22 protein-coding genes are annotated in these 25,226 nt (G+C 74.1%); 9 read left to right on the forward strand and 13 right to left on the reverse strand.

Annotation, left to right across the window (positions count from 1 at the left end; all coding sequences use genetic code 11):
• Positions 1-3: 3 nt before the first annotated feature.
• Positions 4-2,328, reverse strand: coding sequence for a collagenase (locus AC0680_RS26900; RefSeq protein WP_478633395.1), 2,325 nt, complete (start codon positions 2,326-2,328; stop codon positions 4-6).
• A 148-nt stretch (positions 2,329-2,476) separates the two neighbouring features.
• On the opposite strand from AC0680_RS26900, the gene AC0680_RS26905 reads away from it, so the two are divergent.
• On the forward strand, positions 2,477-3,871 hold the full coding sequence (locus tag AC0680_RS26905) for an aminopeptidase P family protein (RefSeq protein WP_478633398.1): 1,395 nt from the start codon (positions 2,477-2,479) through the stop codon (positions 3,869-3,871).
• Positions 3,872-3,882: 11 nt separating this feature from the next.
• Here the strand turns inward: AC0680_RS26905 and AC0680_RS26910 are convergent, their stop codons facing one another.
• The 9 genes from AC0680_RS26910 to AC0680_RS26950 form a co-directional block, all read right to left on the reverse strand.
• The gene (locus AC0680_RS26910) at positions 3,883-4,596 is read right to left on the reverse strand and encodes a GntR family transcriptional regulator (RefSeq protein WP_478633401.1); all 714 of its coding nucleotides are present in this window, start codon (positions 4,594-4,596) and stop codon (positions 3,883-3,885) included.
• 174 nt (positions 4,597-4,770) lie between these two features.
• A complete protein-coding gene (locus AC0680_RS26915; protein ID WP_478633403.1) occupies positions 4,771-5,403 on the reverse strand; it encodes a 4'-phosphopantetheinyl transferase family protein in 633 nt (210 codons plus the stop codon).
• The gene (locus AC0680_RS26920; RefSeq protein ID WP_478633405.1) at positions 5,400-6,548 is read right to left on the reverse strand and encodes an acyl-CoA dehydrogenase family protein; all 1,149 of its coding nucleotides are present in this window, start codon (positions 6,546-6,548) and stop codon (positions 5,400-5,402) included. The genes AC0680_RS26915 and AC0680_RS26920 overlap by 4 nt, the downstream gene beginning before the upstream one ends.
• Complete coding sequence (locus AC0680_RS26925) at positions 6,545-6,823, reverse strand: acyl carrier protein (RefSeq protein ID WP_478633407.1); 279 nt, start codon at positions 6,821-6,823, stop codon at positions 6,545-6,547. Before AC0680_RS26925 ends, AC0680_RS26920 begins: the two co-directional genes overlap by 4 nt.
• Before the next feature lie 34 nt (positions 6,824-6,857).
• The gene (locus AC0680_RS26930; RefSeq protein ID WP_478633409.1) at positions 6,858-7,784 is read right to left on the reverse strand and encodes a hypothetical protein; all 927 of its coding nucleotides are present in this window, start codon (positions 7,782-7,784) and stop codon (positions 6,858-6,860) included.
• A gap of 36 nt (positions 7,785-7,820) precedes the next feature.
• The gene (locus tag AC0680_RS26935; protein WP_478633412.1) at positions 7,821-8,534 is read right to left on the reverse strand and encodes a maleylpyruvate isomerase family mycothiol-dependent enzyme; all 714 of its coding nucleotides are present in this window, start codon (positions 8,532-8,534) and stop codon (positions 7,821-7,823) included.
• A 2-nt stretch (positions 8,535-8,536) separates the two neighbouring features.
• Positions 8,537-9,805 carry a pyridoxal phosphate-dependent aminotransferase gene (locus AC0680_RS26940; RefSeq protein WP_478633414.1) on the reverse strand — a complete coding sequence of 423 codons (1,269 nt, stop codon included), beginning with the start codon at positions 9,803-9,805 and terminating at the stop codon, positions 8,537-8,539.
• Positions 9,806-9,925: 120 nt separating this feature from the next.
• Positions 9,926-12,370: an ATP-grasp domain-containing protein gene (locus tag AC0680_RS26945; RefSeq protein WP_478633417.1), complete on the reverse strand. Its 2,445-nt coding sequence runs from the start codon at positions 12,368-12,370 to the stop codon at positions 9,926-9,928.
• A 199-nt stretch (positions 12,371-12,569) separates the two neighbouring features.
• On the reverse strand, positions 12,570-13,832 hold the full coding sequence (locus AC0680_RS26950; RefSeq protein WP_478633419.1) for a condensation domain-containing protein: 1,263 nt from the start codon (positions 13,830-13,832) through the stop codon (positions 12,570-12,572).
• Positions 13,833-14,170: 338 nt separating this feature from the next.
• Here AC0680_RS26950 and AC0680_RS26955 point away from each other — a divergent pair, with 338 nt between their 5' ends.
• The 4 genes from AC0680_RS26955 to AC0680_RS26970 all read left to right on the forward strand — a co-directional run bounded on the left by AC0680_RS26955 (position 14,171) and on the right by AC0680_RS26970 (position 18,734).
• On the forward strand, positions 14,171-15,853 hold the full coding sequence (locus AC0680_RS26955) for an AMP-binding protein (RefSeq protein WP_478633422.1): 1,683 nt from the start codon (positions 14,171-14,173) through the stop codon (positions 15,851-15,853).
• A 40-nt stretch (positions 15,854-15,893) separates the two neighbouring features.
• On the forward strand, positions 15,894-17,141 hold the full coding sequence (locus tag AC0680_RS26960) for an MDR family MFS transporter (protein WP_478633424.1): 1,248 nt from the start codon (positions 15,894-15,896) through the stop codon (positions 17,139-17,141).
• 88 nt (positions 17,142-17,229) lie between these two features.
• Entirely contained in the window at positions 17,230-17,853 is a 624-nt protein-coding gene (locus AC0680_RS26965) for a DinB family protein (protein WP_478633427.1), read from the forward strand.
• An 89-nt stretch (positions 17,854-17,942) separates the two neighbouring features.
• Positions 17,943-18,734, forward strand: coding sequence for a uracil-DNA glycosylase (locus AC0680_RS26970; protein ID WP_478633429.1), 792 nt, complete (start codon positions 17,943-17,945; stop codon positions 18,732-18,734).
• A gap of 102 nt (positions 18,735-18,836) precedes the next feature.
• Here AC0680_RS26970 and AC0680_RS26975 read toward each other — a convergent pair whose 3' ends face one another.
• Together AC0680_RS26975 and AC0680_RS26980 are read right to left on the reverse strand one after the other, a co-directional pair.
• Positions 18,837-19,748 carry an SDR family oxidoreductase gene (locus AC0680_RS26975; protein WP_478633430.1) on the reverse strand — a complete coding sequence of 304 codons (912 nt, stop codon included), beginning with the start codon at positions 19,746-19,748 and terminating at the stop codon, positions 18,837-18,839.
• A 1-nt stretch (position 19,749) separates the two neighbouring features.
• Positions 19,750-20,556, reverse strand: coding sequence for an SDR family oxidoreductase (locus tag AC0680_RS26980; protein WP_478633432.1), 807 nt, complete (start codon positions 20,554-20,556; stop codon positions 19,750-19,752).
• Between the two features lie 82 nt (positions 20,557-20,638).
• Between AC0680_RS26980 and AC0680_RS26985 the strand changes: the two genes are divergently transcribed.
• From AC0680_RS26985 to AC0680_RS27000, 4 genes are read left to right on the forward strand one after another with little or no spacing between them, the layout of a single operon-like run.
• The gene (locus tag AC0680_RS26985) at positions 20,639-21,412 is read left to right on the forward strand and encodes an enoyl-CoA hydratase family protein (protein ID WP_478633433.1); all 774 of its coding nucleotides are present in this window, start codon (positions 20,639-20,641) and stop codon (positions 21,410-21,412) included.
• Positions 21,409-22,248, forward strand: a complete 840-nt coding sequence (locus AC0680_RS26990) for a CoA transferase subunit A (RefSeq protein WP_478633434.1) — start codon at positions 21,409-21,411, stop codon at positions 22,246-22,248. Before AC0680_RS26985 ends, AC0680_RS26990 begins: the two co-directional genes overlap by 4 nt.
• The gene (locus AC0680_RS26995) at positions 22,245-22,991 is read left to right on the forward strand and encodes a CoA-transferase subunit beta (protein WP_478633437.1); all 747 of its coding nucleotides are present in this window, start codon (positions 22,245-22,247) and stop codon (positions 22,989-22,991) included. The genes AC0680_RS26990 and AC0680_RS26995 overlap by 4 nt, the downstream gene beginning before the upstream one ends.
• Positions 22,988-24,046: an NAD(P)H-dependent flavin oxidoreductase gene (locus tag AC0680_RS27000; RefSeq protein ID WP_478633439.1), complete on the forward strand. Its 1,059-nt coding sequence runs from the start codon at positions 22,988-22,990 to the stop codon at positions 24,044-24,046. The genes AC0680_RS26995 and AC0680_RS27000 overlap by 4 nt, the downstream gene beginning before the upstream one ends.
• Positions 24,047-24,067: 21 nt before the next feature.
• Here AC0680_RS27000 and AC0680_RS27005 read toward each other — a convergent pair whose 3' ends face one another.
• Positions 24,068-25,225, reverse strand: a complete 1,158-nt coding sequence (locus AC0680_RS27005) for an acetyl-CoA C-acetyltransferase (RefSeq protein WP_478633441.1) — start codon at positions 25,223-25,225, stop codon at positions 24,068-24,070.
• Position 25,226: the final 1 nt, after the last annotated feature.

Consider the following 25,226-nt stretch of genomic DNA (forward strand, 5'->3'; position numbering starts at 1 on the left):
GCGTCACCGCCGCAGCGGTCCCTCACAGGTGTAGTCCGCGGTGCCAAACCCGCCCCGCGAGCGGACGGTGACCGCGCCGAAGGAGCAGTTCATATCGGCGAAGTTGTTGGCGGCGGACGCGGAGCGGTCGAGGAGGGTGGCGTCGGCGGCCTCGGACATGTCCTTGAAGACCCGGTCGGGGCTGCCCGGGTCGGTGAGGGCGGCGCTGATCCGGCCGGTGCAGACGAAGCGGCCGTACGCCGGGTCTCCGTTGTCCTTGCACCTGGGGGTGTGGGAGGTGGCCGCGGCGAACGCCCTGCGGACCCGCGCGGCGTCGGCGAGCTTCAGTGAGCCGACGGGGGTGTGGGCGGTGTCCGGGACGAAGAGGTCGTCGACATGGGCGATCCGCTCGTCGAGGAAGGCGTCGTACGCCCGCTGCAGAGCGGCGTCCCTGCCCATACGGTTCCGCCAGGCGTCGAAGCGCGCGGGGTCGTCGGCGCGCTCGTAGCCGTACATCTCCCGCAGCAGGGCGGGGCGTTCGGCCCACAGGAACTCGAAGAACGTGCCGGCGTAATTGTAGAAGCGGAAGCCGTCACCGGCGTAGGTGGCGTGCAGCAGCTGGTCGACGGTCATCCGCGGGCCGCCGCGCGCGGTGTCGTTGATGATGCCCCGGACCAGGGACCTGCGGACCTTGACGCCGTCGTCGCGGGTGGCGCCGGCGAAGAACTCGGCCGTGCCCTCGTCCATCGCGGTGGTCCGGTCGCCCTCGTACCACGGGCCCTGGCCGAAGAGCCCGGGAACCGCCCAGCGGCCGTTGAGATAGTGCGTGTACTCGTGGCGGAAGAGCTCCTCCAGGGTGAGGGTGGAATCCTGGGGGACCCGGCGCTGGTAGGTGTAGAAGGTCGCGCCCTGCTCGATGTACATACCGCCGTTGTCGGTGCTCAGGCCGGTGAGGACGGGCTGGAACGTCCGGTAGTCGGAGCGGGAGGCGTACAGCACGATGTGGAGCGTGGTGTTGGTGTCGCCGTCCAACGGCCGGTCGGTGCCGAGCACCCGGTGGAACTGCGCCTTTACCTGCTTGGCGGCGTAGTACAGCTGGTCGACGGTGTCCCGGTCGAGGGCGGTGCGGACCTCCACCCCGCCCTTGTCGTAGCGGTAGGTGTGCGGGAAGAGGCGGCGCTCGATGTCCTCCTTGCACACCTTGTACGGCCGGCAGGCGTCGAACGCGATCAGCCAGGTGACGAGCTTCCCCCAGGGCTCGCTGCCGTCGCCGAAGTTGCGCGTGACGAGGTCCAGCAGCTGACCGAGGGCCGGCACGATCTCGCCCTTGAGGGCTTCGATCTGGCCGAACCGCCCGTACTCGCTGAGCGCGTCGCGTACCGCCCACGCGTTGTCGGTGTCCTTGAGGTGGGTGTAGTGCGCGAAGGCCTTGAAGGCGGAGCGGTAGCCGAGGTCGGCGGTGACCGCCCGCTGGAAGGCGGTGTCCTGGTTGCCGGGGTAGACGCCCAGGTAGCTGAGGGTGAGCGCGGCGAGGGCGGCGTTGCCCCAGGACCGGTCCTTGTGGGTGGCGGTGTGCTCCGGGTCCATGGTGGCCAGGACCTTTTGGATCAGGCCGAGTTGGTAGTGCCGTCCGCCCGGGCCGACGCCGTACAGGGCTTCGCGCAGGGTGTCGGCGTTCTCCCGGGTGGCGTCGAAGGTGTGGGCGGCGGCGCCGTACGCGTCGTCCGCGCCGCGCACCGCGTGGACGGTCGGTGCGTCGGTGGTGTCGATCTCGTCGTGCGAGAAGTCGTGGTAGGCCACCGCGTGCAGGTAGGTGAACATCTCGTACAGGTGGCCGGAGTTCTTGCCGTCGTGGGCGACGGCGAGACGGGTGATGCGTCCGGCGACGGCCTGGACGTGGGCGTCGGACATCACGGGGACGAGCCGGGGGTCCCACTTCCATATGAGGTCGCGCAGGCAGCCGTCCGCGGTGACGGCGGGGTCGGCGAGGAAGTCCGCGAGCTGTTCGGGGCCCAGCCGGGTGATCCCGTCGAGGGTGCAGGGAGCGACGGCGGGGCGCGTGTGGCGGGTCGTTACGGGCTTGGTCTGCGGGCCCGGTACACGGCCCTTCTCGGTGACGGTCCGGGGTGCCGGCACGGGGGTCGCGCCCGGCTTGGGCGCCCGGGCGAGGTGGGGGACCCGGTCGTGGGGGTTGTCGGCGGCCGGCGGCCGGGGTTCGGCCTGACGGGTGGGGGTGGGCGGTGCGGAGCGCCCGGGTGCGGCCTGCGCGGTCTGGACGGCCGGCAGGACGAGGGTGGTGGCGAGGGTCGCGGCCAGCAGGAGTCTGCGTGGCAGGCGCGGGTGTGACACCTGAACCTCCGTGAAGGGCTGAGGGGTTGGGTGGGGTTCGAGGCAATGGCCTTCACTCCACGAGGTGTGACCCGTAACATAGTAATGTGAAATTGCACTGACAAGGCTTCAGGAAAAAGCTTTTCCCAGTTCCCCTCCGGAGGTGTCCGTGACCGCGCGTGCCGCCCAACCCCACACCGGCAGCCATGACTTGCCGGTGTCGAATGCCCTCGCCCGCTTCATGACGGACGGGTGGGCCGCCACCCCGCCGCCCACCGACGCCCGCGTTCCGGGCTTCGAGCAACTCGCCCGACGCCGCGACCGGCTGGCCGCACGCTTCCCCGGCGAGCGACTACTCGTCCCCGCCGGTGAGTTGACGGTCCGTTCGAACGACTGCGATCACCGCTTCCGTCCGCACAGCGCCTACGCCTGGCTGACCGGGCTGACGGGCGAGGACCAGCCCGGGCACGTCCTGGTGCTGGAACCGGACGGTGAGGCCGTGCTGTACCTGCGGCCGCGGTCACCGCGGGACGGCGACGGCGCGTTCTACCGGGACCGCAGGTACGGCGAGTTCTGGGTGGGCCGCCGCCCCGACCTGGCCGAGGCCGCCCGGATGACCGGCCTGCGCTGCGCCGACCTGGACGCCCTCCGCCACCTCCCGGCCGGCCGGAACGCCGCCCATGACGCCGAACTCGCCACCGTGCTGAGCGAGTTGAGGCTGGTCAAGGACGACTGGGAGGTGGCCCGTCTCCAGGAGGCCGTCGACCACACCGTCACCGGCTTCGAGGACGTCGTCCGCTCGCTGCCCGCCGCCCTGCGCCATCCGCGCGGCGAACGCTGGATCGAGGGCGTGTTCGATCTGCGCGCCCGTGCCGAGGGCAACGGCACCGGCTACGAGACCATCGCGGCCGCCGGCGCCCACGCCTGCGTGCTGCACTGGATCCGCAACGACGGCCCGCTCGACCCCGGCCAACTGCTGCTGCTCGACGCCGGCGTGGAGACCGACGCGCTGTACACCGCCGACATCACCCGCACCCTGCCGCTGTCCGGCCGCTTCTCCCCCGTCCAGCGCCGGGTCTACGACCTGGTCCTCGACGCGCAGAACGCCGGCATCGCCGCCCTGAAACCGGGCGCCTGCTTCCGGGACTTCCACCAGGCCTGTATGTCCGTCCTGGCGGAGGGCCTCGCCGACTGGGGCGTGCTGCGCGTCCCGGTCGAGGAGGCACTCAGCGCCGGCAGCGGCCTCTACCGGCGCTACACCCTGTGCAGTTCGGGCCATATGCTCGGGCTCGACGTCCACGACTGTGCCCGCGCTCGGGCGGAGCAGTACCTGGACGGCGTCCTGGAGGAGGGGCAGGTGCTCACCGTCGAACCGGGTCTGTACCTCCAGCCCGACGACGAGACCCTGCCGAGGGAGCTGCGCGGCATCGGGGTCCGCATCGAGGACGACCTGGTGATCACGGCGGACGGCGCCCGGCTGATGTCGTCGGCGCTGCCCCGTACCGCCGACGCGGTGGAGGAGTGGATGGACGGGCTGCTGTCCGGGCCCGCCACCAGGGACTGAGCCGACGGCCCTCAGGGTCGCGCGGCCCGACGGCGCTGCGGCTGCGGCACCCGCGGTTCCTCGCGACCCTGGGCCCACAGGGAGCGGACGTGGCCGAGGTGGCGGGCCATACAGGCCTCGGCCGCCTCGGCGTCGCCCGTCAGCATCACATCGAGCAGTTCCACGTGCTCCTCGGCGGAGGGCAGCAGCTGGTTCGACTCGTCGAGGCGGGTGAGTCCGTAGAGGCGGGAGCGTTTGCGCAGCTCGCCGACCGTCTCGACGAGGCGGTCGTTGCCGCTCAGGCCCAGCAGTTCGAGGTGGAAGCGGCGGTCGGCCTCCAGATAGCCGATGAGGTCGTGGGCGCGGGCGGCGGCGACGATCTCCAGGGCGATCGGGCGCAGCGCCGCCAGCTGCTCGCGGGTGGCGGTCCGGGTGATCCGGCCGACGACCGGGACCTCGATCAGGGCCCGGATCTCGGTGTACTGGTCGAGGTCGCGCTCACTGACCTCGGTGATCCTGAAGCCCTTGTTCCGCACCGGCTCCACCAGGCCCTCCCGGGCCAGGTCGAGCATCGCCTCGCGCACCGGCGTGGCCGAGACGCCGAAGTCCGCGGCGAGGCCCGGGGCCGAGTAGACCGAACCCGGGCGGAGCTCCCCCGCGATCAGCGCGGCACGCAGCTGATGGGCGACCTGATCGCGCAGCCGCTCCTGAGCGGTGATCAGGCTGCGATGCTTGAGCTCACCCATCTGGTCCTCCGAGTTGACGCGGAGTGCCAGCGTACAATGTCACGTTGTGCAAACGGCCTGGCGGGGAGGGCCTTTGCGTCCGGCCTTTCTCTGCGGTGGCCGTCGGCGAGCAGCCGGGCGACACACAACACCGGTGCGGAGAAGGGTACTTGGGACCCTCACTCGACCGACCGCTCAGCGCTCGCCATGGCCGCCTCTCCTCTCCAGGGGGAATGCGCAGCTCAAGGGGGTGGCGGAGTGTTCGCGCAGGGATATCCAGCGGTAGTCGCGCCAGCGGCCCGAGCGGGCGCCCGGTGGCACGTCGATGGTCCATGGGCGGTCGGCGAACCCCGCCCCGGTGGCCTTGACGCACGCCTCCTGGGCGGTCCACACCCAGGCCACCTCCTCGGCGGCCCGCGCCGGCGGCAGTGCGGCGATCCGCTCGGCGTGCGCGCCCAGCAGCCGGCGGGCGAACGACGCGGTGACGCGGGCGCCGGGGAGCTGGAGGTCCACGCCGAGGGCACCCCCGACGGCGACTCCGGCGGCGAGGGCGCCGTGGCTGTGCGAGACGCTGATGCCAATGCCGGGATGCCCCCGCAACCAGGGCTTGCCGCGCCGGTCCGCGACCACGTCCGCACCGGACAGGGCCGGCCGTACGGTGGCGAGCAACTGCCTCAGCAGCCCGCGGCCGGTGAGGAACTCCCGGGCGCGCCACCCGGGCATCCGCCGCGCCCGGCGCAGATCGTCGCGGTGGGTGCTGGGCGCCACCCGGTCCGCGGTGGCGGTGGCCACCCAGAGCCGGTCCGCCACCTCGATCGGTGCGGTCACGGCGGGGTGCCCGGCCGCGCGAGACCGTCCAGTACGGTCTCGGCGGCGTCCGCGAGGGTGCCCAGCACCACCTCGTTCGCACCACCGCCGATGCCGAACAGCGCGGCCTGGGCGCGCAGTTCCTGGATCCCGCCGGTCGCGAAGCCGGCCGCGCCCCACAGCTGGCCGCACTCGGTCAGCACGTGCTGGACCGTCGCACCGGCGGCCGCCTTGAGCGTGGCGGCGGCCGTCGCGTCGTGGTCCACCGCCACCGCAGTCTCCAACTCCGTGACCAGTGCCCGGAGTTCACGTGCCCGCAGCAAACAGGACGCGAAGCGCTGGCGCACCACCTCCAGGTCCCACAGGGTGCCCTCGCCGTGCGCGCGGCCGGACAGCCGGCGACGGGTGTCGGCGAGGACGCGACGGCACAGCGCGACACCCCACTGGGCGCCGGCGAGCCGCTCGGTGCCGATGTGCCGGGCGAACAGCGGCAGTCCGAAGCCGGCCCGGCCCAGCACATGGTCCCGGCCCAGCCGTACGCCGTCGAGGGTGAGGTGGCCGACGCCGGAGTCGGCGAAGAGGGCTGAGTCGGCGGGCCGCACGTCGACGCCCGGGGTGTCGGCGGGCACCAGGACCCAGGTGAAGTCGGTGAAGTGCCGGCCGGGCCGGTGCCGGGCGAGCACGAGGAAGGACTCGGCGGTGGTGGTGTTGGCGATCCAGTTCTTCTCGCCGGACAGCTCCAGGCCGTCGTCCTCGATCCGCACCCGGGTGCGCAGCGCGGTGAGGTCCGTGCCGGCGGTGACGTCGGTGGCCGCCAGGGCGACGGTGGCCCGACCGGAGAGCGCCCGGTCCAGTGCCCGCCGCGCCACCGGCGTCCGGCCCGCGGCGAGAACGGGCAGCGCGGTGGCCAGCTGGACGCTGACCGACAGGGTGGCGGCGATCGAGAAACGGGCGTCGACGGCGGTGAGCAGGCCTTCGAGTCCCGCCGGGTCGACTCCCGCCCCGACCGCGCCGTCGCGATAGGCCCGGGTGATCAGGCCCGCCCGGCCGAGCGCGGCCCACACCTGCTCGCCGCGGGCGGTGCGCGGCAGGGCGTCGAGCGCGGCGCCGGCGGACTGCTGACCGGTCGGGGCAGGAGACACGGCGCGCGGGGCCTCGGTGGTCACGGGGTCTCCTGGTCGTCGGCGCGGGCGCCGGTGCCGTCGGGCAGCTGTGCGCGGATCGCTCGCCAGAGGCTGCCGGCGGTGGCGAAGGTGGCGTCGTTGAGCTCGTCGTCCGGCAGCGAGATCCCGAAGGTGTCCTCGATGACGAAGAGCAGCTCGATGGCCTGCATGGAGTCGACACCGAGCCTGCGCAGGTCGGTGTCGGGGGTGATGACGGGCTCCTCGGGGCCGGCGAGCTTGAGGAAGGGGCCGAGCAGTGTGGTGAATCGGGCGTCCATGGTGGGTGTGGCCTTTCCGGTGGTGGGCGGGTGGTCAGCGGTCCTCGTCGGGGGACGGGGAGACGGTGGGGGTGGCGGGCGCGGCGCCGAAGACCGTGCGGTCGGCCGCGAGGACCGCCCGCAGCCGGTCCACGACTCCCGGGGGCTCGGCGCGGCCCCGGGACACCCGGCGGTGGGCGAGGGAGGTCCACTCGACGACCTCGTCCCAGGCGCGCAGCTGGGCGCGCTCGGCCTCGGTCGCTTCGGTCCGGCGGGCCAACGCGCGGTAGGCCGCGTGCAGTTTGCGGGCCCGCACCAGCAACCAGGTCTCGCCGGTGAGCCGTTCGACCGCCCGGGAGCGGTCGGCGCAGGCGTCGTACGCGGCGAGGTACGCCGTCACCGCGGCCTCGTCGACCGCCTGGGTGGGCGGCAGCTCGGCGACGGGGCGCACGCCGGCCGGCGCCAGCTCGATGACCTCGGCCGACTCGATGCCCGCCAGCTCCTCGGCGGACAGCACCCAGTGGCCGGGCGCCGCCGTCCCCCACGGTGTCTCGCTGAGGTAGGCGTCCGTGACGTGCCAGCCGTCGGGCCCCGCGGCGAGCAGGAACCCGTAGGCCATGTGGGCCCGGCCGTAGTACGGCAGCCAGGGCAGCTGGAAGGCGTCGGCGACGATGTAGCGCACGCCGACGGCGGCGCGGATCGCCCTGCACAACTCGCCGCGGGCCGGCCGTTCCTGCCGGACCACCCGCAGCCCCAGGAGCTTCGGCGCGACGGCCAGCCGTTCCGGCAGCGGCGGGTCGACCGTCGGCAGACCGTCCGCCCCGTCCCAGGTGCGGAACCTCAGGGGCGCGCCGAGGCGGAGGTGTGCTCCGGGGCCGTGGTGGTGGTCCGCGAGCACCGCGAGGTTGACCTGGATGCGGTCCAGCAGGGCGCTGCGGACCGAACCGAGGTCGAACCGCTCCGGTTCGACGGTGACTGCCATTGCCGTTCGTCTTCCTCTCGGGGGTGGGGCCGCCGGTCACAGCCACGCGGGCAGCGCGGGCAGCTCCGCAGTCGACTCCAGTGCCGCGCCGACGGACCGCCCCGCCAGCCAGGCGAGCAGGTCGGCGGGTTCGCCGGAGACGACCGGTCCGCCGGTGCCGAAGCGGCCGACCAGCGCGCCCTCGCGGTCGCTGAGCGTGCAGTCGGGTACGCCCTCGGCGGCGGCGTAGTACCCGAGTACGTCGTCGAGGATGATCTGCCGCGCCGGTTCGGGGATGTCGGCGAAGCCGTATCCGAGGTCCAGGTCGACATGGTGCAGTTCGAGTTCGCGGAGCCGGATCACCAGTACCCGCCGGGGCGTGCACAGTTCACCGGTGAAGGGCCGGACGGTGGCCCGCCAGGCGGGCTCGGGCAGCTGCTCGGCCGTGCGCTGGAAGTGTGCGGCGCTCGCCCGGACGTCCGCCACCAGCGCCGCGGCCGGCCGGCGGGCGCCCGCCTCGATCTCGGCGTCCCGGGCCTCGCGGCTTGCGTACTGGGGTGTCTCGATGCCGGTACGGGCCCACTGAAGCAGCCGTTCCAGTGCGGGGGCCTGGCACGCGAGGTGGCTCAGGACGTGTCCGCGCGTCCAGCCGGGGAGCCGCGACGGCGCCGCGACGTCCTGGTCGTCGAGCCCCGCGAGGCCGGCCAGCAGCCGGTCGGCCGCCGCGGCGATCTGCGCGAAGGACGCGGCGGTGGGGGGAATCTCCTTCATCGTCATGCTCCTTTCAGGCGGGCGAAGCCCCGGGCGATCTGGGAGAGTTCGCGGGCGATGTGCGGCAGGCGGGTGGGGTCGTCGGCCCGCAGCGCCTGGTGCTGCTGCTGTTCGTCGCCGTACAGCAGGCTGGTGGCGGCCTTGAAGCGCAGGGCCTGCGGGTCGTCGCCCAGCAGGTGGCCGGCGAGCACGACGATCCCGGAGTCGTCCAGGAGCCGGCCGGCGAGCGAGGCCGCGTCGGTGACGCCGTGTGCGGCCAGCCGGTCGCGCAGCGGCGCGAAGTCCGGGTAGACGTAGAACCCTCCGGTGGGTGGGCGGCACACCGCGCCCGCTTCGAGGGCGATGCGGTGCACCGCCCTGGCCACCGCGCCGTGCAGCCGGGCGCTCGCCCGCATCCGCGCGACGACCTCCGGCGGCTCGGCGTAGGCGTACTCCGCGACCTGCTGCATGGGGCCGGCGAGCGTGGACCACAGTTCGCTGGCGGCCGCGGTCACCGCGTCGCGCAGCAGCGCGCCGGTCTCGCCCGCCGGGAAGCGCGCCACGCCGATCCGCCACCCGCCGAGGCCGAGGGTCTTGGACAGTCCGCTGGTGACGACGGTGCGCTCGGGGGCGGCCTCGGCGGGGCTGAGGAAGGGGGTGGACTCGGGGTCGTGGACGATGTCGCGGTAGATCTCGTCGGAGATGATCAGCAGGTCCTCGGCCCGGGCCAGTGCGCACAGTTCGCGGATCAGCGCGGGCGGTGCGAGGGTCCCGGTGGGGTTGTCGGGAAGGGTGAGGACCATCAGCCGGGGGTCGGCGCCGGCCGCCCGGGCCCGTTGGATCGTCTCGCGCAGCGCGTCCGGTTCGGGGACGCCGCCGCACTCCGCGGGAACGGGTACGCCGTAGACCTTCTTGCCCGCGTAGCGGGCCTGCGGGGCATAGGTGTTCCAGGCGGGGCGCGGCAGCAGCACATCGCCGGGGACGACCAGCTGCAGCGCCATCAGCAGGGGCTTGCTGCCGGGTGCGACGATCACCCGGTCGGCCTCGGTGGGCAGCCGGCGGCGGGTGAAGTAGCCGGCCACCGCGTCGCGTACGCCCTCGGCGCCGGCCACCGGTCCGTAGGCGGCGCGCGCCGCGCCGAGCGCCAGCTGCTCGGCCAGCTGCGGCAGCACCGGCAGCCGGGCCTCGCCGAAGGCGAGATGGACCAGCGACGCCCCCTGGGCGCGGCGCCGGTCGACCAGCTGGTTGAGCGCCAGGTTCGGGGAGGGCGGGGCGACGGTCACGGCGGTCATCTCGACGTCCTTCGTGTGCGGTGGTTCCCGCGGGCCGTGCCGCCGGGTCTGCCGGGGGCGGCTGCGGGGACACTGGGGATCGGGGTCATGGCTCGGTCTCTCTTCGTCGATCGGTGCGGATCAGTGCAGCGGGGCCAGGGAGTGCCGTACGGAGCGCTGGGCGCGGTCGAGCGCGGCGGCGCACTGCTCGGGGGTGTCGCCGACGGCGATCAGGGCGGCGAGCCGGGGCACGATCCCCCGCGGCGGCAGCAGCAGTTCGGTGCCCGGCGCGGCGAGCGGGACGGCCTCGACGATGCCGGGCGTGGCCGCGGCGGCGGTCAGGTCGAGGGAGCGCACGGTGCCGTCGCGCTCGGGGTAGACGAAGCGCACCTCCGCGCAGCGGTCGCGGACCGGGGTGAGGCGGGGAGCGCGGCCGAGCGCGAGGTCGGCGGCGGCCTCGACCGGGTCGACCCCGGTGGCGAGGGTGCCCAGCAGCGGGATGAAGTCGCCGCCGAGGCGGCCGTTGACCTCGACGACGCGTGGCCCGGTGGGCGTGCGGCGGATCTCGGTGTGGGTCAGTCCGGTACGGATTCCCAGTGCGCTGTGGGCGGCGGTGACGACGGACCGCACCTCGTCGGCCCAGGGCTCCTCCCGCCAGGGCGCGACGAGGTGTCCGACCTCCTCGAAGTGCGGCGCGAACCCCAGCCGCTTGTGCGCCACGTTCACGATCCGTACGGCGCCGTCGGACACCGCGCAGTCCACGCTGATCTCGGGGCCGGACAGATACTCCTCCACGATCGCGCCGGCCGGTGCGCGGATGCCGGGGAAGGAGGCGCCGAGCGCCTGGTCATAGGCCCGCGCGAGCCGGCCGGGGTCGTCGGCGCGGGTGACGCCGATGCTGCCGGCCAGTGCACGGGGTTTGACCACGACGGGCCAGCCGAGCGCCTCCGCCGCCGCCAGCGCCTCGGCGTGCGTGCGCACCTGCCGGAAGCCGGCCGAGGGCACCCCGGCGGCGGCGAGCAGCCGGCGGGTGGCCAGCTTGTCGCGGCAGCGGTGCGCGGCCTCGGGGCTCATATGCGGCAGTCCCAGCCGGCGGGCGACCTCCGCGGTGGTCTCCAGGAGCGTCTCGTCCCAGGTCAGGACGGCTCCCGGGCCTGGATGGCCGGCCAGCAGGGCGGCGACGGCGCGGGTGGTACCGGCCGCGTCGGAGGTGTCGGCGACCTGGAACCGGTCGGCGACATAGCGCCGTTGCCAGTCGACGGCGGTGCGCTGTACGAGGGCGGTGCGCACCCGTCCGGCGACGGTGCGCAGCGCGTATTCGCGGTAGGGCGGATTGCCGCAGCCGATCAGGACGAGCCGGCCGGGTGCCCGCGGATCGACCGGTTCGCACTCCAGCGAGGCCTCGCGCATCGCGCGGCGGACCGCGGCCGTCACCTCCGCGCTGCCGCTCCCCCGGAAGCGGAACCTCGCCCCGGCGTGCTCGTATCCGCCGCCGGTCAGCAACGCGCCGGTTTCCGGCAGGACTTCGGCGTACGGTCCGGTGCGGGAGCCGTCCGCCCGGGGCGGGGTGAGCGCGCGCACCCGGCAGGGCGTTGGTACGGACGGCGGCACCAGCATCCAGCCCGCCACCTGCGCGGGCTCGGCGAGGCGGCGGGGGGTGGGGTCGGGGGCGCCCGTCTGGTGGGCGAACGCCGCGGCCATCAGGTCGATGCCGTGCACCTCGCGCCAGATGAAGGGCACTTCGGCCCCGCCCGGCCGGGCGCCGATCTCCAGTACGGTCAGCGTGCCGCCGTCGCCCTCGAAGAGTTCCAGGTGGAAGACCGACGGCCCGCTGAACAGCGCGCCGACGGCGGCGGTGGTGATCTCCTCGATGCGGGCCAGGAGTGCGGCGTCGTCGATCTCGACCGAGCCGAGGACGCTGCCGGCGGTGAACTCCAGGCAGGTGTTGAGGTAGCGCGACGCCCGCCAGGGGCCGAGTTCCGCGCCGTCGAAGACCCCGTCGACGTGCAGGACCTGATCGGGCAGCCACTGCTGTACCAGCAGGTCGGTGTCGTGCGGGAAGGCGTACGCCCTCAGTTGCCCGGGGGACGCCAGTCGGGTGATGCCCGCGCTGGCGGTGCCCCGCCGGGGTTTGACCAGTACCGGCCAGCCGTGCCGGGCGGCGAAGGCGGCCACGGCCTCGTGGTCCGGTGCCGCGGCCGTCGCCGGCACCGCGACGCCCGCCGCCGCGAGCCGCCGCGCCATCAGCAGTTTGTCGCGCAGCGGCAGCAGGTCCCCGGTGCGCTGCCCGGGCAGCTCGAACTCGTCGCGCAGCTCGGCCGCCAGGTCGAGGTCCGTCTCCTGCAGCGCGACGATCCGGGTCGGCGGTCCGCTCCGCTCGATCAGCGCGTCGACGGCCTCGCGCACCGCCTTGACGTCCTCGGTGCTGTCCACCAGCCGTACGCCGGCGGCCTGTTCGGCGGGCAGGTGGCGGGCGGCCCGTTCGGTGGTGAGGTAGCTGACGCGGTGGGCGCGGTGGTCGAGGTAGGCCGCGTAGTCGGCGTAGCGGTCGGTCCAGCGGTGGATGATCATCACGTGTTCGGGCACGGCGGCCTCCTGGGGCAGGAACGAGCGCGGAGAAGGAAGGGGCGGCAGGGGGCGGCCGGTTGGTGCGGCGGCGCGGCGCCGGGCGGGGCGGGGCGGGCGGCGTGGTCCGGCACCCGGGATCGCCGGGGGCGGACGGCGCCGGTGTACGCCGGCTCGGTTGTCCGTGCGGCGGTTCGGGAGCCGGCGGGGCGGCCTTGTGTCAGGGGCGCCCGGCGGCGGTCAGCAGGCTCTCGTGCAGGTCCCACAGCAGTTCGGCGCAGTGGGCGCGGTCGAGGTCCTTGGCGGTGAGCCGGAGGGTGAGCGCGTCCTCGCTCTCCACGGCGCGGGCGTAACATCGCGGGCCGATGGTCGTGAAGGGCTCCTCCCAGGTGAGCGTGGGCGAAGCGGTGGTCCGCGGCCCCCGGGGCGGCAGCGCGTCCGGCGTCGCGTCGTCCGGCACGGTCACGTAGTTGAAGGCACAGGCCGGTTCGGCGGCTTCGGGCGTACGGGCGCGCAGCGCGGCGACGGCGGTGACATCGTGCATCCCGTGCCGGAAGGCGCCGAGGCCGCTCCAGTGCACCGCGTCGGCGAGCTTGACCAGGTCGTCGTTGCGGGCGTCCTCGATCAGCGCCGGCACCCACTGGTTCATCGACGTCACCACGCTCCGCCAGCGACCGGCGAACCGGTTGGCGCTCATCAGCTGCACCAGCAGGGCGTCGACGCCGCATCTGCGGGCCACGCCGCGGGCGTAGGCGGCCAGCACGACGCTGGCGACGGAGACCCGCGCGCGTTCGGCGACGGTGTGCGCGGCCGGGCGGGCGGGTGCGGAGCGCAGCGTGCACTGGACGACGTCGCCCGCCGTGTCGGCACCGCGCGGCAGCGCGGCCGAGGGGGCGTGGGCCAGCATCTGCGTCCAGTGGTCGAGGGCCGCGGCCTGCCGGCGCAGTCCGGCCGCGCCGTACTGCTCGGCGGCGAGGTCGGCGGGGCCCGGCGGGGTGGGGCCGAGGCCGGCGGGGTCGGTGAGCGCCCGCCGGAACTCCTGGTGCAGCAGCTCCTGCGCCCAGGCGTCCGCGGCGATGTGGTGCTTGACGAACAGCAGCTGCGCGGGGGTGCCAGCACGGGTCAACAGCCGGGCCCGCCAGGCGTGTTCGCGGCCGAGGTCGAAGGGTTCGGCGGCCAGTTCGGCGGTGAGCCGCCCGGGCTCGGCGGCTGCGCTCTCGGTGCTCCGCAGGTGATCGTCGAAGTCCGTGTCGGGCGGCAACTGCCCTGGCGCGTCGGCGTCCTGGAGGTCGTAGCGGGTGCGCAGCGAGGGGTGCCGGGCGGCGAGTGCGCGCAGCGCGCGGCGCACCTGGTCCGCCGTGACGCCCGGCGGAAGGGGCCAGGCCGCCGCGTTGTTCGGCTCGTGCCGGCGGTGCACCGGCAGTTCCCGGATGTCGTGCCATACCGAGAGCTGGCCCAGCGATAGCGGTCCTGCCCCGGACATACGCTCCCCCATCAACACACTTCCACAATGCGAAAAATGAATTCCATGCGGAGTTGACGCTGCCACAACCCGCCGCGAGCTGTCCAGGTTTCACCGACCCCGAGCACCCCTGAAAGTGAGCCACCTCACACCCCGTCCCCGTCGCGAGCATGAGAGCCTGACCACCGCTCCGCGGAATCCAACTTCCATTCCACGGAAGCTTGATGGGGAGTGCGGCGGTCACGAGGCGGCTGAGCCGACCACCGACCGGCCGCCGGCGGCACCGGCACCGGCACCGCCAACTCCGCCCGGCCCGCCCCGGGTCACCGTTCCCGACCACCACGAGGGGGCTTCGCCACGTGAGTCAGCAGCCACCGGCCCCGGCCGGCACCGCCGGGGAGTTCCTCCACGACTTCCTGCTCGCCGCCGGCCGGCACACCCCCGACGCCCCCGCCGTCGTCGAGTCCCCCCGGCCCGGCCTGACCACCGTCACCACCTACGCGCAACTGGGCGCCCTCGCGGACGCGTACACCGACGGCCTGTACACCCTGGGCCTGGAGACCGGTGCCCGGGTGATCCTGGAGGCCGACACCACCGCACACTCCCTCGCGATGCTGCTCGCCGCCTCCCGGGCGGGCCTCGCCTTCATCCCGGTGAGCCCGAAGACACCTGAGCAGCGGCTGCGTTCGATCATCACCACCGCCCGGCCCGCCCTCCACCTCCAGGCATCCGACGGCGAGCGCACGGACCTGCCGCGGGCCCTCGCCACCGCTCGGTTCGGCCCCGGCGGACTGACCGTGGAGCACGCCCCAGAGCAGCGCCGGCCGAGGCGCCGGGAACCCTGTGTCACCGACCCCGCGTACATCATCTTCACCTCGGGCACCACGGGACGGCCCAAGGGCGTGGTGATGAGCCACCGGGCGGTGGTCGCGTTCTACCGGGGCATGCTGGCGCACGGCATCGCCACGCCCGAGGACCGCATCGCCAGCACCTCACCCCTGCAGTTCGACTTCTCGCTGCTCAACATCGGTCTGGCGCTGGGCAGCGGCGCCAGCGTGGTGCCGGTACCGCCGGAGCTGGTGCGCTGGCCCCGGCATCTGCTGCGGGTGCTGCGGGAGACCGAAGCCACCCAGGTCAACGGCGTACCGTCGATCTGGCGGCAGCCGCTGCGCCACGAGTCCCGGCGGCTGGCCGCCCTCGACCGGCTGCGCTCCGTCCTCTTCTGCGGCGAGGAGTTCCCGCTGCCCGAACTGCGCCGGCTCCAGCAGCTGCTGCCGAAGGTGCGGATCATCAACTGCTACGGAGCCACCGAGTCGATGGCCTGCTCCTTCGAAGAGGTCCCCAACCCCCTCCCGGAGGACACGCACCGGCTCTCCATCGGCGTCGCGCACCCCGGGGCGGAGATGCTCCTCGTCGGCGAGGACGGCGAGATCGTGGCGGAGCCCGGCGTACCCGGCGAGATCCATCTGCGCAGCCCCGCACTCTTCTCCGGCTACTGGGACGATCCGCGGGCCACCCGCCGGGCGCTGGTCCCCGACCCGCTGTGCCCGCAGTCCGGCCAGGTGGTGCTGCGCACCGGAGACCTGGCCGTGCGGGGAGCGGGCGGCGAGTTCTACTTCTGCGGCCGGGCCGACTCCCAGGTGCAGGTCAACGGCAACCGCGTCGAACTGGCCGAGGTGGAACGGCGTTTGACGCAGTACCCGGGCGTCGCCGCGGCGAGCGCGACGGCCCTGCCGCAGCCCGGGAGCGGCGGGCTCCGGCTGATCGCCTTCGTCGTCCTGACGGCGGGTCGTCCCGCGGTGGACACCGCGGACCTGGGCGCCTTCTGTGCCCGTGCGCTGCCCCCGTACATGGTTCCGCAGGAGATCCGGCTGCTGGACGCCTTGCCCACGACCCCGAACGGCAAGGTCGATCGCGCGGCCCTGGCACAGGGCGCACAGCGGACGACTGCGGACGACACCGGGGCGGCACCGGCTCCGTCCCCCGCCCGGCACACCCCCGCTCCGCCGGTCCCCGCCGTGCTCCGCGGCCGCGGACACTGACGATCCCCACGCCCCGGAGAAGAGAGCCCAGGAAGGGACCATGAGCAGAATCGACGCGTCCGGCCCGGCGATCGGCGAGCCCCGTCCAGGGCGGCTGCGCGCATACGTACGGGTGCGGGCGGGCGGGCTGCCCGCCGCGTTCTGGGTGCTGTGGGGCGGGTCCCTGGTCAATCGCCTGGGCTCGATGGTCAATCCGTTCCTGAGCCTGTATCTGACCGGGGTCAGGGGCCTGTCCGTCGCCGGCACCGGCATCGTCCTCGCCGTCGTCGGCATCGGCTCGGTCGTCTCCCAGCCGCTCGGCGGATTCCTCGCGGACCGCTTCGGCCGCCGGGTGGCGCTGACCGGCGGCATGCTGGCCAACGGCGCGACCCTGCTCACGCTCGGCTACGCCCGCAACCTCCCGGTGCTGGTGGCCTGCTGCTTCGTCCTCGGCGTCACGATCGATCTGTTCCGTCCCGCGGCCCAGGCCCTGGTCGCCGACGCGGTGCCGGCCGCCGACCGCACCCGCGCCTACGGCCTGCTGCTGTGGGCCGTCAACCTCGGCTTCTCGGTCGCCATGGTGCTCGGCGGCTACCTCGCCTCGCACGGCGGCCGACTGCTCTTCTGGCTCGACGCGGGGGCCTGCGCGTTCTTCGGACTGCTGGTCTGGCTCGCCATTCCCGAAACCCGCCCGGCCACCCGGGAACGTACCGCCGGCAGCTACCGCACCGTCCTGCGCGACCGCGCGATGCTGGCCTTCGCCGGTCTCGTCGTCGGCTATGCGATCGTCTTCCAACAGGCCTTCGCCACCCTGCCGCTGGCGATGACCGGCACCGCGCTGTCCAGCAGCGCCTACGGCCTCGTCATGGGTATCAACGGCATCGTCGTCATCGCGGTGCAGCCACTGATCGGCCACCGGCTGGCCGCCTACGACAAGAGCCGGGTGCTGGCCACCGGCTTCACGATCGCGGCCTGCGGCAACGCCGTGGCGGCCGCGGCCTCGGCGACCGCCGGCTACGCGCTGGCCGTCGCGGTCTCCACGCTCGGCGAGATCCTGGTCTTCGCCGTCACCGCGGCCGTCGTCGCCGACCTCGCGCCCGCCCATCTCCGCGGCCGGTACAACGGCCTGATCGGCATGGCCTGGGGCACCGGATTCCTGATCGCGCCGATCGTCGGCACCCGACTCCTCGTCGTCGGCTCCACCACCCTCTGGCTGACCTGCACCGCCCTGTGCCTGGCCGCGGCCCTGGGGCAGTTGGCGCTGGCCCCGTCGCTGCGCCGCCGCGCCGAGGCCGCCGCCGGAAAATGAGCGGCGGCGCCGCCCGCGCCGTGGCAGGGTGCGGGCCGGGCGAACGCGCTCGCCTCCCGGCCCGTCCCTCCGACCGCAGGAGCGTCGCATGGCGACACCACCACCCCGCTTGATCCCGCTGCTGGAGCAGTTCGACTTCGCGCGCCGGCGCCTGCGGGACCGGCTGACGGGGCCGCACATGGACAGCGGCAACGGCACGGACGTACGGGTCGATCCGCTGACCGACGAGGAACACCTGTGGGAGCCGGTGCCCGGCTGCTGGTCGGTGCGCAGACGCGGCGACGGTCCGGGGCCGAGGGCGACGCACCTGGACGGGGCCGGTGAGTGGGGGCGCGACGCCGCGCCGTTCCCGCACCCGTCGCCGGCGCCGCTCACCACCCTCGCCTGGCGTCTGAGCCACCTCGCCGAGATGCTCACCCTCCGCGCGGACCACACCGCCGGCAGCCGCCGCCTGACCCGTGCCGACTACGTCAGCAGCGGGGACGCCGCCGGGGCGATCGCCGCCTTCGACGCCGGGGCGACGGCCTGGCGCGAGACGCTGGCCGGCGTCGACGACGCCGGGCTCGACACGGTGGGCCTGTGCACCTTCCCCCACGGCAGCGACCCGGAGGAGCCCTTCCTCGACATCGTCTGGTGGGTCAACCAGGAGTTGCTGCACCACGGAGCCGAGATCGCCCTGCTCCGCGACCTCTATCGCAGTCGCCAGGGGTAGGCCGAGGCCGAGGCCACCGGTGCGACACCGGCGGCGGACCGCCCTCGTCATCCAGTGGCCCTCCTCATCCGGTGGCCTACCTTGTGGGCATGGAGGAGACGGGGCCGGGGCAGTCGCCGCCGGACAGCGGCGAGGCCGGCTACCCGGCCTACTACGCGGCGCGCTGCGGTGGGTTGGCGGAGCTGGATGCGCATCTGGTGCGCTGCCGGGCCTGCCCCCGGCTGGTGCGCTGGCGGGAAGAGGTCGGGGCGCACCCGCGGGCGGCGTTCCGGGACCAGGAGTACTGGGCGCGGCCGGTACCGGGATTCGGTCCCGCGGACGCGGCGCTGGCCGTCGTCGGGCTGGCGCCCGCCGCGCACGGCGGCAACCGGACCGGCCGGATGTTCACCGGGGACGCGTCGGGTGACTTCCTGTTCGCCGCGCTGCACGAGGTGGGTCTCGCCTCCCGGCCCACCGCGACGCACCGGGACGACGGGCTGGAGCTGTACGGGGTGCGGGTCACCGCTCCGGTGCACTGCGCCCCGCCGGCGAACCAGCCGACGCCGGCCGAGCGGCATACCTGCCGGCCCTGGCTGACGGCGGAGTTCGAGCTGCTCGCCCCCGGCCTCCGCGCGGTCGTCGTGCTGGGTGCCTTCGGCTGGCAGGCGCTGCTGCCGGTGCTCGGCGACGCGGGGTGGGCGCTGCCCCGGCCCCGGCCCGCCTTCGGCCACGGCGTGGAACTGACCCTGCCCGCCACCGGGCGGCGGCAGCCGCTGCACGTTCTGGGGAGCTACCACCCCAGCCAGCGCAACGTGTTCACCGGCCGGCTCACCTCCGGCATGCTCGTCGAGGTGCTCACCCGGGCAGCGGCTCTCGCGGGGCTGCGCGGCGAACGGCGGTGAGGTAGCGCGCCCGTCGTCTTCCGCGCGGAGCCCGAGCATCGTGGGCGGCCGGGCCCGTGCGCCGCAGGCGGGTGGGACACCGACCGCCCCGCTCCGCGGCCCTCAGCGCGCCCCGTACACCGGTTGCGGTTCCCCGGCCGCCGCCAGCAGCTCGCGGGCGTGCTCGCCCGCCTCCACCGGGGTCCAGCGGCCGCCCTTGTCGGCGGTGGGGCCGCGGCGCCAGCCCTCCATGACGGTGATCCGGCCCGCTTCGGCCTCGAAGACGCGGCCGGTGACGCCCTCGCTGGCGGCGGAGGCGAGCCAGACCACCAACGGGGAGACGTTGCCGGGGGCCATCTCGTCGAACTCCCCCTCGTCCGGCGCCGCCATCGCCTCGGCGAAGGTCTGCTCGGTCATACGGGTGCGAGCGGCGGGAGCGATGGCGTTGACCTGTACGCCGTAGCGGCCCAGCTCGGCGGCGGCGACGAGGGTGAGGCCGAGGATGCCCGCCTTGGCGGCGGAGTAGTTGCCCTGGCCGACGCTGCCGAGCAGCCCGGCGCCCGAACTGGTGTTGATCACCCGGGCGTTGGGCGTGCGGCCGGCCCTGGCCTCGGCCCGCCAGTGCGCCGCGGCGTGCCGCAGTGGCAGGAAGTGGCCCCTGAGGTGGACGCGGACGACGGCGTCCCAGTCGTCCTCGTCGAGGTTGACCAGCATCCGGTCGCGCAGGAACCCGGCGTTGTTGACGAGGGCGTCGAGGCGGCCGAAAGAGTCCAGGGCGGCGGCGACGAGTGAGGCGGCGCCGTCGGCGGTGGTGATGTCGCCGGTGTGCGCGACGGCCCGGCCGCCGCGGGCCCGGATCTCCTCAACGACCTGCTGGGCCGGGCCGGGCGAGGCCCCAGCGCCGTCCGCGGTCACCCCCAGGTCGTTGACGACGACGGCGGCCCCTTCGGCGGCGAGGGCGAGGGCGTGGGCGCGGCCGAGGCCGCGGCCGGCCCCCGTGACGGCGACGGCGCGGCCGGCGCAGATTCCGGTCATCTCAGCTCTCCTCGGTGGACGGGGGTGTGGCGGGGCGGTTGGCGGTGGCGGCGTCGAGGAAGGCGGGGCGCTCCCCACCGCCGTGGACGAGCAGGCTCGCACCGGTGAGGTACGCCGCCCGGTCGGAGGCGAGGAAGACCGCGGCGTCGCCGATCTCGGCGGGTTCGGCGAGCCGGCCGAGCGGTACGGTGGCGCCGACGGCGGCGACGCCCGCCTCGTCGCCGTAGTGCAGGGCGGTCAGTTCGGTGCGGACCATGCCCGGCACGAGGGTGTTGACCCGGACCTGTGGGGCCCATTCGACGGCCATGGTGCGGGCGAGGCTGTCCAGGCCCGCCTTGGCCGCGCCGTAGGCGGCGGTGCCGGGCGAGGGGCGGGTGCCGCTGACGCTGCCGATCATGATGATCGAGCCGCCGGCCGGCCGGCCGCGCATGACCTCGTACGCGGCGAGGGAGGCGGTCAGCGGGGCGGTGAGGTTGAGTTCCAGGACTCGTGCGTGCCGTTCCGGGCCGGCCGCACCGAGCAGGCGGTAGGGCGTACCGCCGGCGTTGTTGACCAGGCAGTCGAGGCGGCCGTACTCCGCCGCGACATGGGTGAAGAACTCCCCTACGGCGGGCGGATCGCGCAGGTCGAGCGGGCGGAAGCGGGCGGTGCGGCCGCCCGCGGTGACGGGGGTGTCCGGGGGCCGCCGGGCACAGACCACGACATCGGCCCCGGCGGTGAGGAACGAGCGGGCGATCCCCGCGCCGACGCCCCGGGTACCGCCGGTGACGACGGCGACCTGCCCGGACAGATCGAGTGTCAGGCTCACCCGGCACCCCTCCCGCAGCGCGCGATCCGCTGCTAACTTCGCTACCTAACAAACGCTTGGTGGAAAGGTAGCTGATCCGCTCATGGGTGTCTCCACCTCCAGGCCCGAGCCGGGCGTCGCGGTCGTCACCGTGGACTTCCCACCGGTCAACGCGCTTCCCGTGCACGGCTGGTACGACCTCGCCGACGCCGTGCGCGCCGCCGGCCGGGACCCCGACATCCGCTGCGTGGTGCTCGCCGCCGAGGGACGCGGCTTCAACGCGGGCGTCGACATCAAGGAGCTGCAGCGGGACACCGCCGAGGGCGGCCATGGTGCGCTGATCGGTGCCAACCGCGGCTGCGCCGAGGCGTTCTCGGCGGTCTACGAGTGCGAGGTGCCGGTCGTCGCGGCGGTGCACGGGTTCTGCCTCGGCGGCGGCATCGGTCTCGCCGGGAACGCCGACGCGATCGTGGCGAGCGACGACGCGTCCTTCGGACTGCCGGAGCTGGACCGCGGGGCGCTCGGCGCGGCCACGCATCTGGCCCGGCTGGTCCCCCAGCATCTGATGCGTACGCTCTACTACACCTCGCGCACCGCCACCGCCGCCGAACTGCGGGCGCACGGCTCCGTCTGGAAGGTCGTCCCGGGCGCCCGGCTCCGGGACACGGCGGTGGAGTTGGCGCGCGAGATCGCACGCAAGGACGGCGCCCTGCTCCGGCTCGCCAAGGCCGCCATCAACGGCATCGACCCCGTCGACGTGCGCCGCAGCTACCGCTTCGAGCAGGGGTTCACCTTCGAGGCGAACCTCGGCGGTGTGGCCGACCGGATCCGCGACACCTTCGGCACCGAGACCGGGCAGGGGGCCGGGAAGCGATGACCGACAAGACCATGACACCCGACGAGGCGGTCTCCCGCCTGCGCAGCGGCATGACCGTCGGCATCGGCGGCTGGGGTTCGCGCCGCAAGCCGATGGCGCTGGTACGGGCGCTGCTGCGGTCCCCGGTCACCGATCTGACCGTCGTCGCGTACGGCGGGCCCGATGTCGGCCTGCTCGCCGCCGCGGGCCGGATCCGCAGGCTGATCGCCCCGTTCGCGACCCTGGACTCCATCCCGCTCGAACCGCACTTCCGCGCGGCCCGCCAGCGCGGGGAGTTCGAGCTGACGGAGGTCGACGAGGCGATGTTCATGTGGGGGCTGCGGGCCGCCGCCAACCGACTGCCGTTCCTGCCCGTGCGGGCCGGTATCGGTTCGGACGTGATGCGCGTCAACCCGGGCCTGCGGACGGTCACTTCGCCCTACGACGACGCGGAGACGTTCGTCGCCATGCCCGCGCTGCGGCTGGACGCGGCGCTGGTCCACGTCAACCGCGCCGACCGGCTCGGCAACGGCCAGTACCTGGGCCCCGATCCGTACTTCGACGACCTGTTCTGCACGGCCGCGGACCGCGCCTACGTCACGTGCGAGCGGCTGGTGGACGGCTTCGCGACGGCCGTCCCGCAGACCCTGCTCGTCAAGCGGCACTCGGTCACCGGAGTCGTCGAGACCCCCAACGGCGCCCACTTCACCTCCTGCGCCCCCGACTACGGCCGCGACGAGCCCTTCCAGCAGCTCTACGCGACCACGCCCTGGCCGCAGTTCGCCGAGCGGTTCCTGCACGGGGACGAGAAGAGCTACCAGTCCGCGGTCCGGACCTGGCACGAGGAGCAGCGGTGAGGACGAACTCCACGACGACCCGCGCCGAGTACTGCGTGATCGCCTGCGCCGACGCCTGGCGCGGCGACGGCGAGGTGCTGGCCAGCCCGATGGGACTGATCCCGTCCGTCGGCGCCCGGCTCGCCAAGCACACCTTCTCGCCGGACCTGCTGCTCACCGACGGCGAGGCGAGGCTGGTGGACCTCGACGGGGAGACCGAGGGCTGGCTGCCCTACCGCCAGCACCTGGCCATGGTCACCGGCGGCAGGCGGCACGTCATGATGGGCGCCAGCCAGCTGGACCGCTTCGGCAACCAGAACATCTCCTGCATCGGCGACTGGCGGCGACCGGCCCGCCAGCTGCTGGGCGTCCGCGGGGCGCCCGTCAACACCCTCAATAATCCGGTCAGTTACTGGGTGCCCCGGCACTCCACCCGGGTCTTCGTCGAGAAGGTCGACATGATCAGCGGGGTGGGCTACGACAGCGCGGCCGCCGCCGGGCCGTCCGCGACCCGCTACCACCACCTCCCCCGGGTGGTCTCCAACCTGGGGGTCTTCGACTTCGCGACGCCGGACCACGCGATGCGGCTCGCCTCGGTCCACCCCGGTGTCACCGTCGAGGAGGTCCAGCAGGCCACCGGATTCCCGCTCGTACTGCCCGGCGAGGTGCCCCGCACCCGGCAGCCCTCCGAGGCGGAGCTGCGGCTGATCCGCGAGGTCATCGACCCCGAGGGTTTGCGCGAACGCGAGGTGCCGACGGTATGACGACCCCCCGGATCACCACCCCGCTGACCGACCTCGTCGGGGTGCGGCACCCGCTCGTGCAGACCGGCATGGGGTGGGTGGCGGGACCCCGGCTGGTCTCGGCCGCCGCCGAAGCCGGGGCCCTGGGCATCCTCGCCTCGGCCACCATGACCGTCGAGCAGCTGCGTGCGGCGGTCCGCGAGGTCAGGTCCCGTACGGATGCGCCCTTCGGCGTCAATCTGCGGGCCGACGCGGGCGACGCGGACGAGCGCGTAGGGGTCATCGTGGAGGAGGGCGTACGGGTCGCCTCCTTCGCCCTCGCCCCGTCCCCCGAGCTGATCGCCCGGCTCAAGGAGGCGGGAGTGGTCGTCATTCCGTCCGTCGGGGCCCGCCGGCACGCCGAGAAGGTCGCCGCCTGGGGCGCGGACGCGGTCGTCGTGCAGGGCGGTGAGGGCGGCGGCCACACCGGGAGCGTCGCCACGAGCGTGCTGCTGCCCCAGGTCGTGGACGCGGTCGGGATACCGGTGATCGCCGCGGGCGGCTTCTTCGACGGCCGGGGCCTGGTCGCGGCGCTCGCCTACGGCGCGGCCGGAATCGCCATGGGCACCCGCTTCCTGCTGACGTCGGACAGCACGGTGCCGCCGGCGGTACAGGCCCGCTATCTGCAGGCGGCGGTGCAGGACATCACCGTCACCACCAAGGTCGACGGGCTGCCGCACCGGATGCTGCGCAGCGAGCTGGTCGCGGCGCTGGAGCGGTCCGGGCGCACCGCGGCGCTGCTGAGGGCGGTGCGCCACGCCGCGTCCTTCCGGAAGCTGTCCGGGCTGAGCTGGACCCGGATGGTCCGCGACGGCCTGGCGATGAAGCACGGCAAGGAGCTGTCCTGGAGCCAGGTCCTGCTCGCCGCCAACACCCCGATGCTGCTGCGGGCGTCGATGGTTCAGGGCCGTACCGACCTCGGGGTGATGGCCGCGGGCCAGGTCGCCGGTCTGATCGAGGATCTGCCGTCCTGCGCGGAACTCGTCGACCGGATCATGACCGAGGCGCACGGCACCCTCGCCGCCCTGCCGCGCTGAGTCACCCGCCGGCGCGGCCGGTCACAGCCGCTCGATGATGGTGACGTTGGCCTGCCCGCCGCCCTCGCACATGGTCTGCAGCCCGAACCGGCCGCCGGTGCGCTCCAGTTCGTGCAGCAGCGTCGTCATCAGCCGTACGCCGGTCGCGCCCAGCGGGTGGCCCAGGGCGATGGCGCCGCCGTTGACGTTGACCCGCTCGGGGTCGGCGCCGGTCTCCTTGAGCCAGGCCAGCACCACGGGCGCGAACGCCTCGTTGATCTCGACCAGGTCGATGTCGCCGATCGTCATGCCCGCCTTCTTCAGCGCGTACGCCGTCGCGGGGATGGGTGCGGTCAGCATCCGGATGGGGTCCTCGCCCCGTACGGACAGATGGTGGATGCGGGCCCGCGGGGTCAGGCCGTGCTCGGCCACCGCACGCTCGGAGGCCAGGAGCATGACGGCCGCGCCGTCGGAGACCTGCGAGGAGACCGCGGCGGTCAGCCGGCCGCCCTCGACGACGGGCGCCAGCTCGGCCATCCTCTCCAGCGAGGTGGTGCGGCGCGGGCCCTCGTCGACGGTGACGTCCCCGAACGGGACGAGCTCGCGGTCGAAGCGGCCCTCGTCGATGGCGCGCACGGCCCGCCGATGGGAGCGGAGCGCGAACTCCTCCATGTCCGTGCGGGTCAGGTGCCACTTCGTGGCGATCAGTTCGGCGCCGTGGAACTGGTTGACGGGCTGCTCGCCGTAGCGGGCCCGCCAGCCCGCGGAACCGGCGAACGGGCCCTCGGTGAGTCCCAGCGGTTCCGCGGCCTGCCGGCTGGCGAAGGCGATCGGGATCTGCGACATGTTCTGCACACCACCCGCGACGACCAGGTCCTGGGTGCCGGAGAGCACTCCCTGGGCGGCGAAGTGGACGGCCTGCTGGGAGGAGCCGCACTGGCGGTCGACGGTGACGCCGGGCACCTCCTCGGGCAGCCCGGCGGCCAGCCAGCAGGTGCGGGCGATGTCCCCGGCCTGCGGCCCCACGGCGTCCAGGCAGCCGAAGACGACGTCCTCGACGGCGGCCGGGTCGACGCCGGTGCGCGCCATCAACGCACTGAGCACATGGGCGCCCAGGTCGGCGGGGTGGACGCCGGACAGGCCGCCGCCCTTCTTGCCGACCGGGGTGCGGACCGCCTCGACGATGTAGGCCTCGGACATG

Source organism: Streptomyces sp. NPDC043738 (assembly GCF_056436545.1).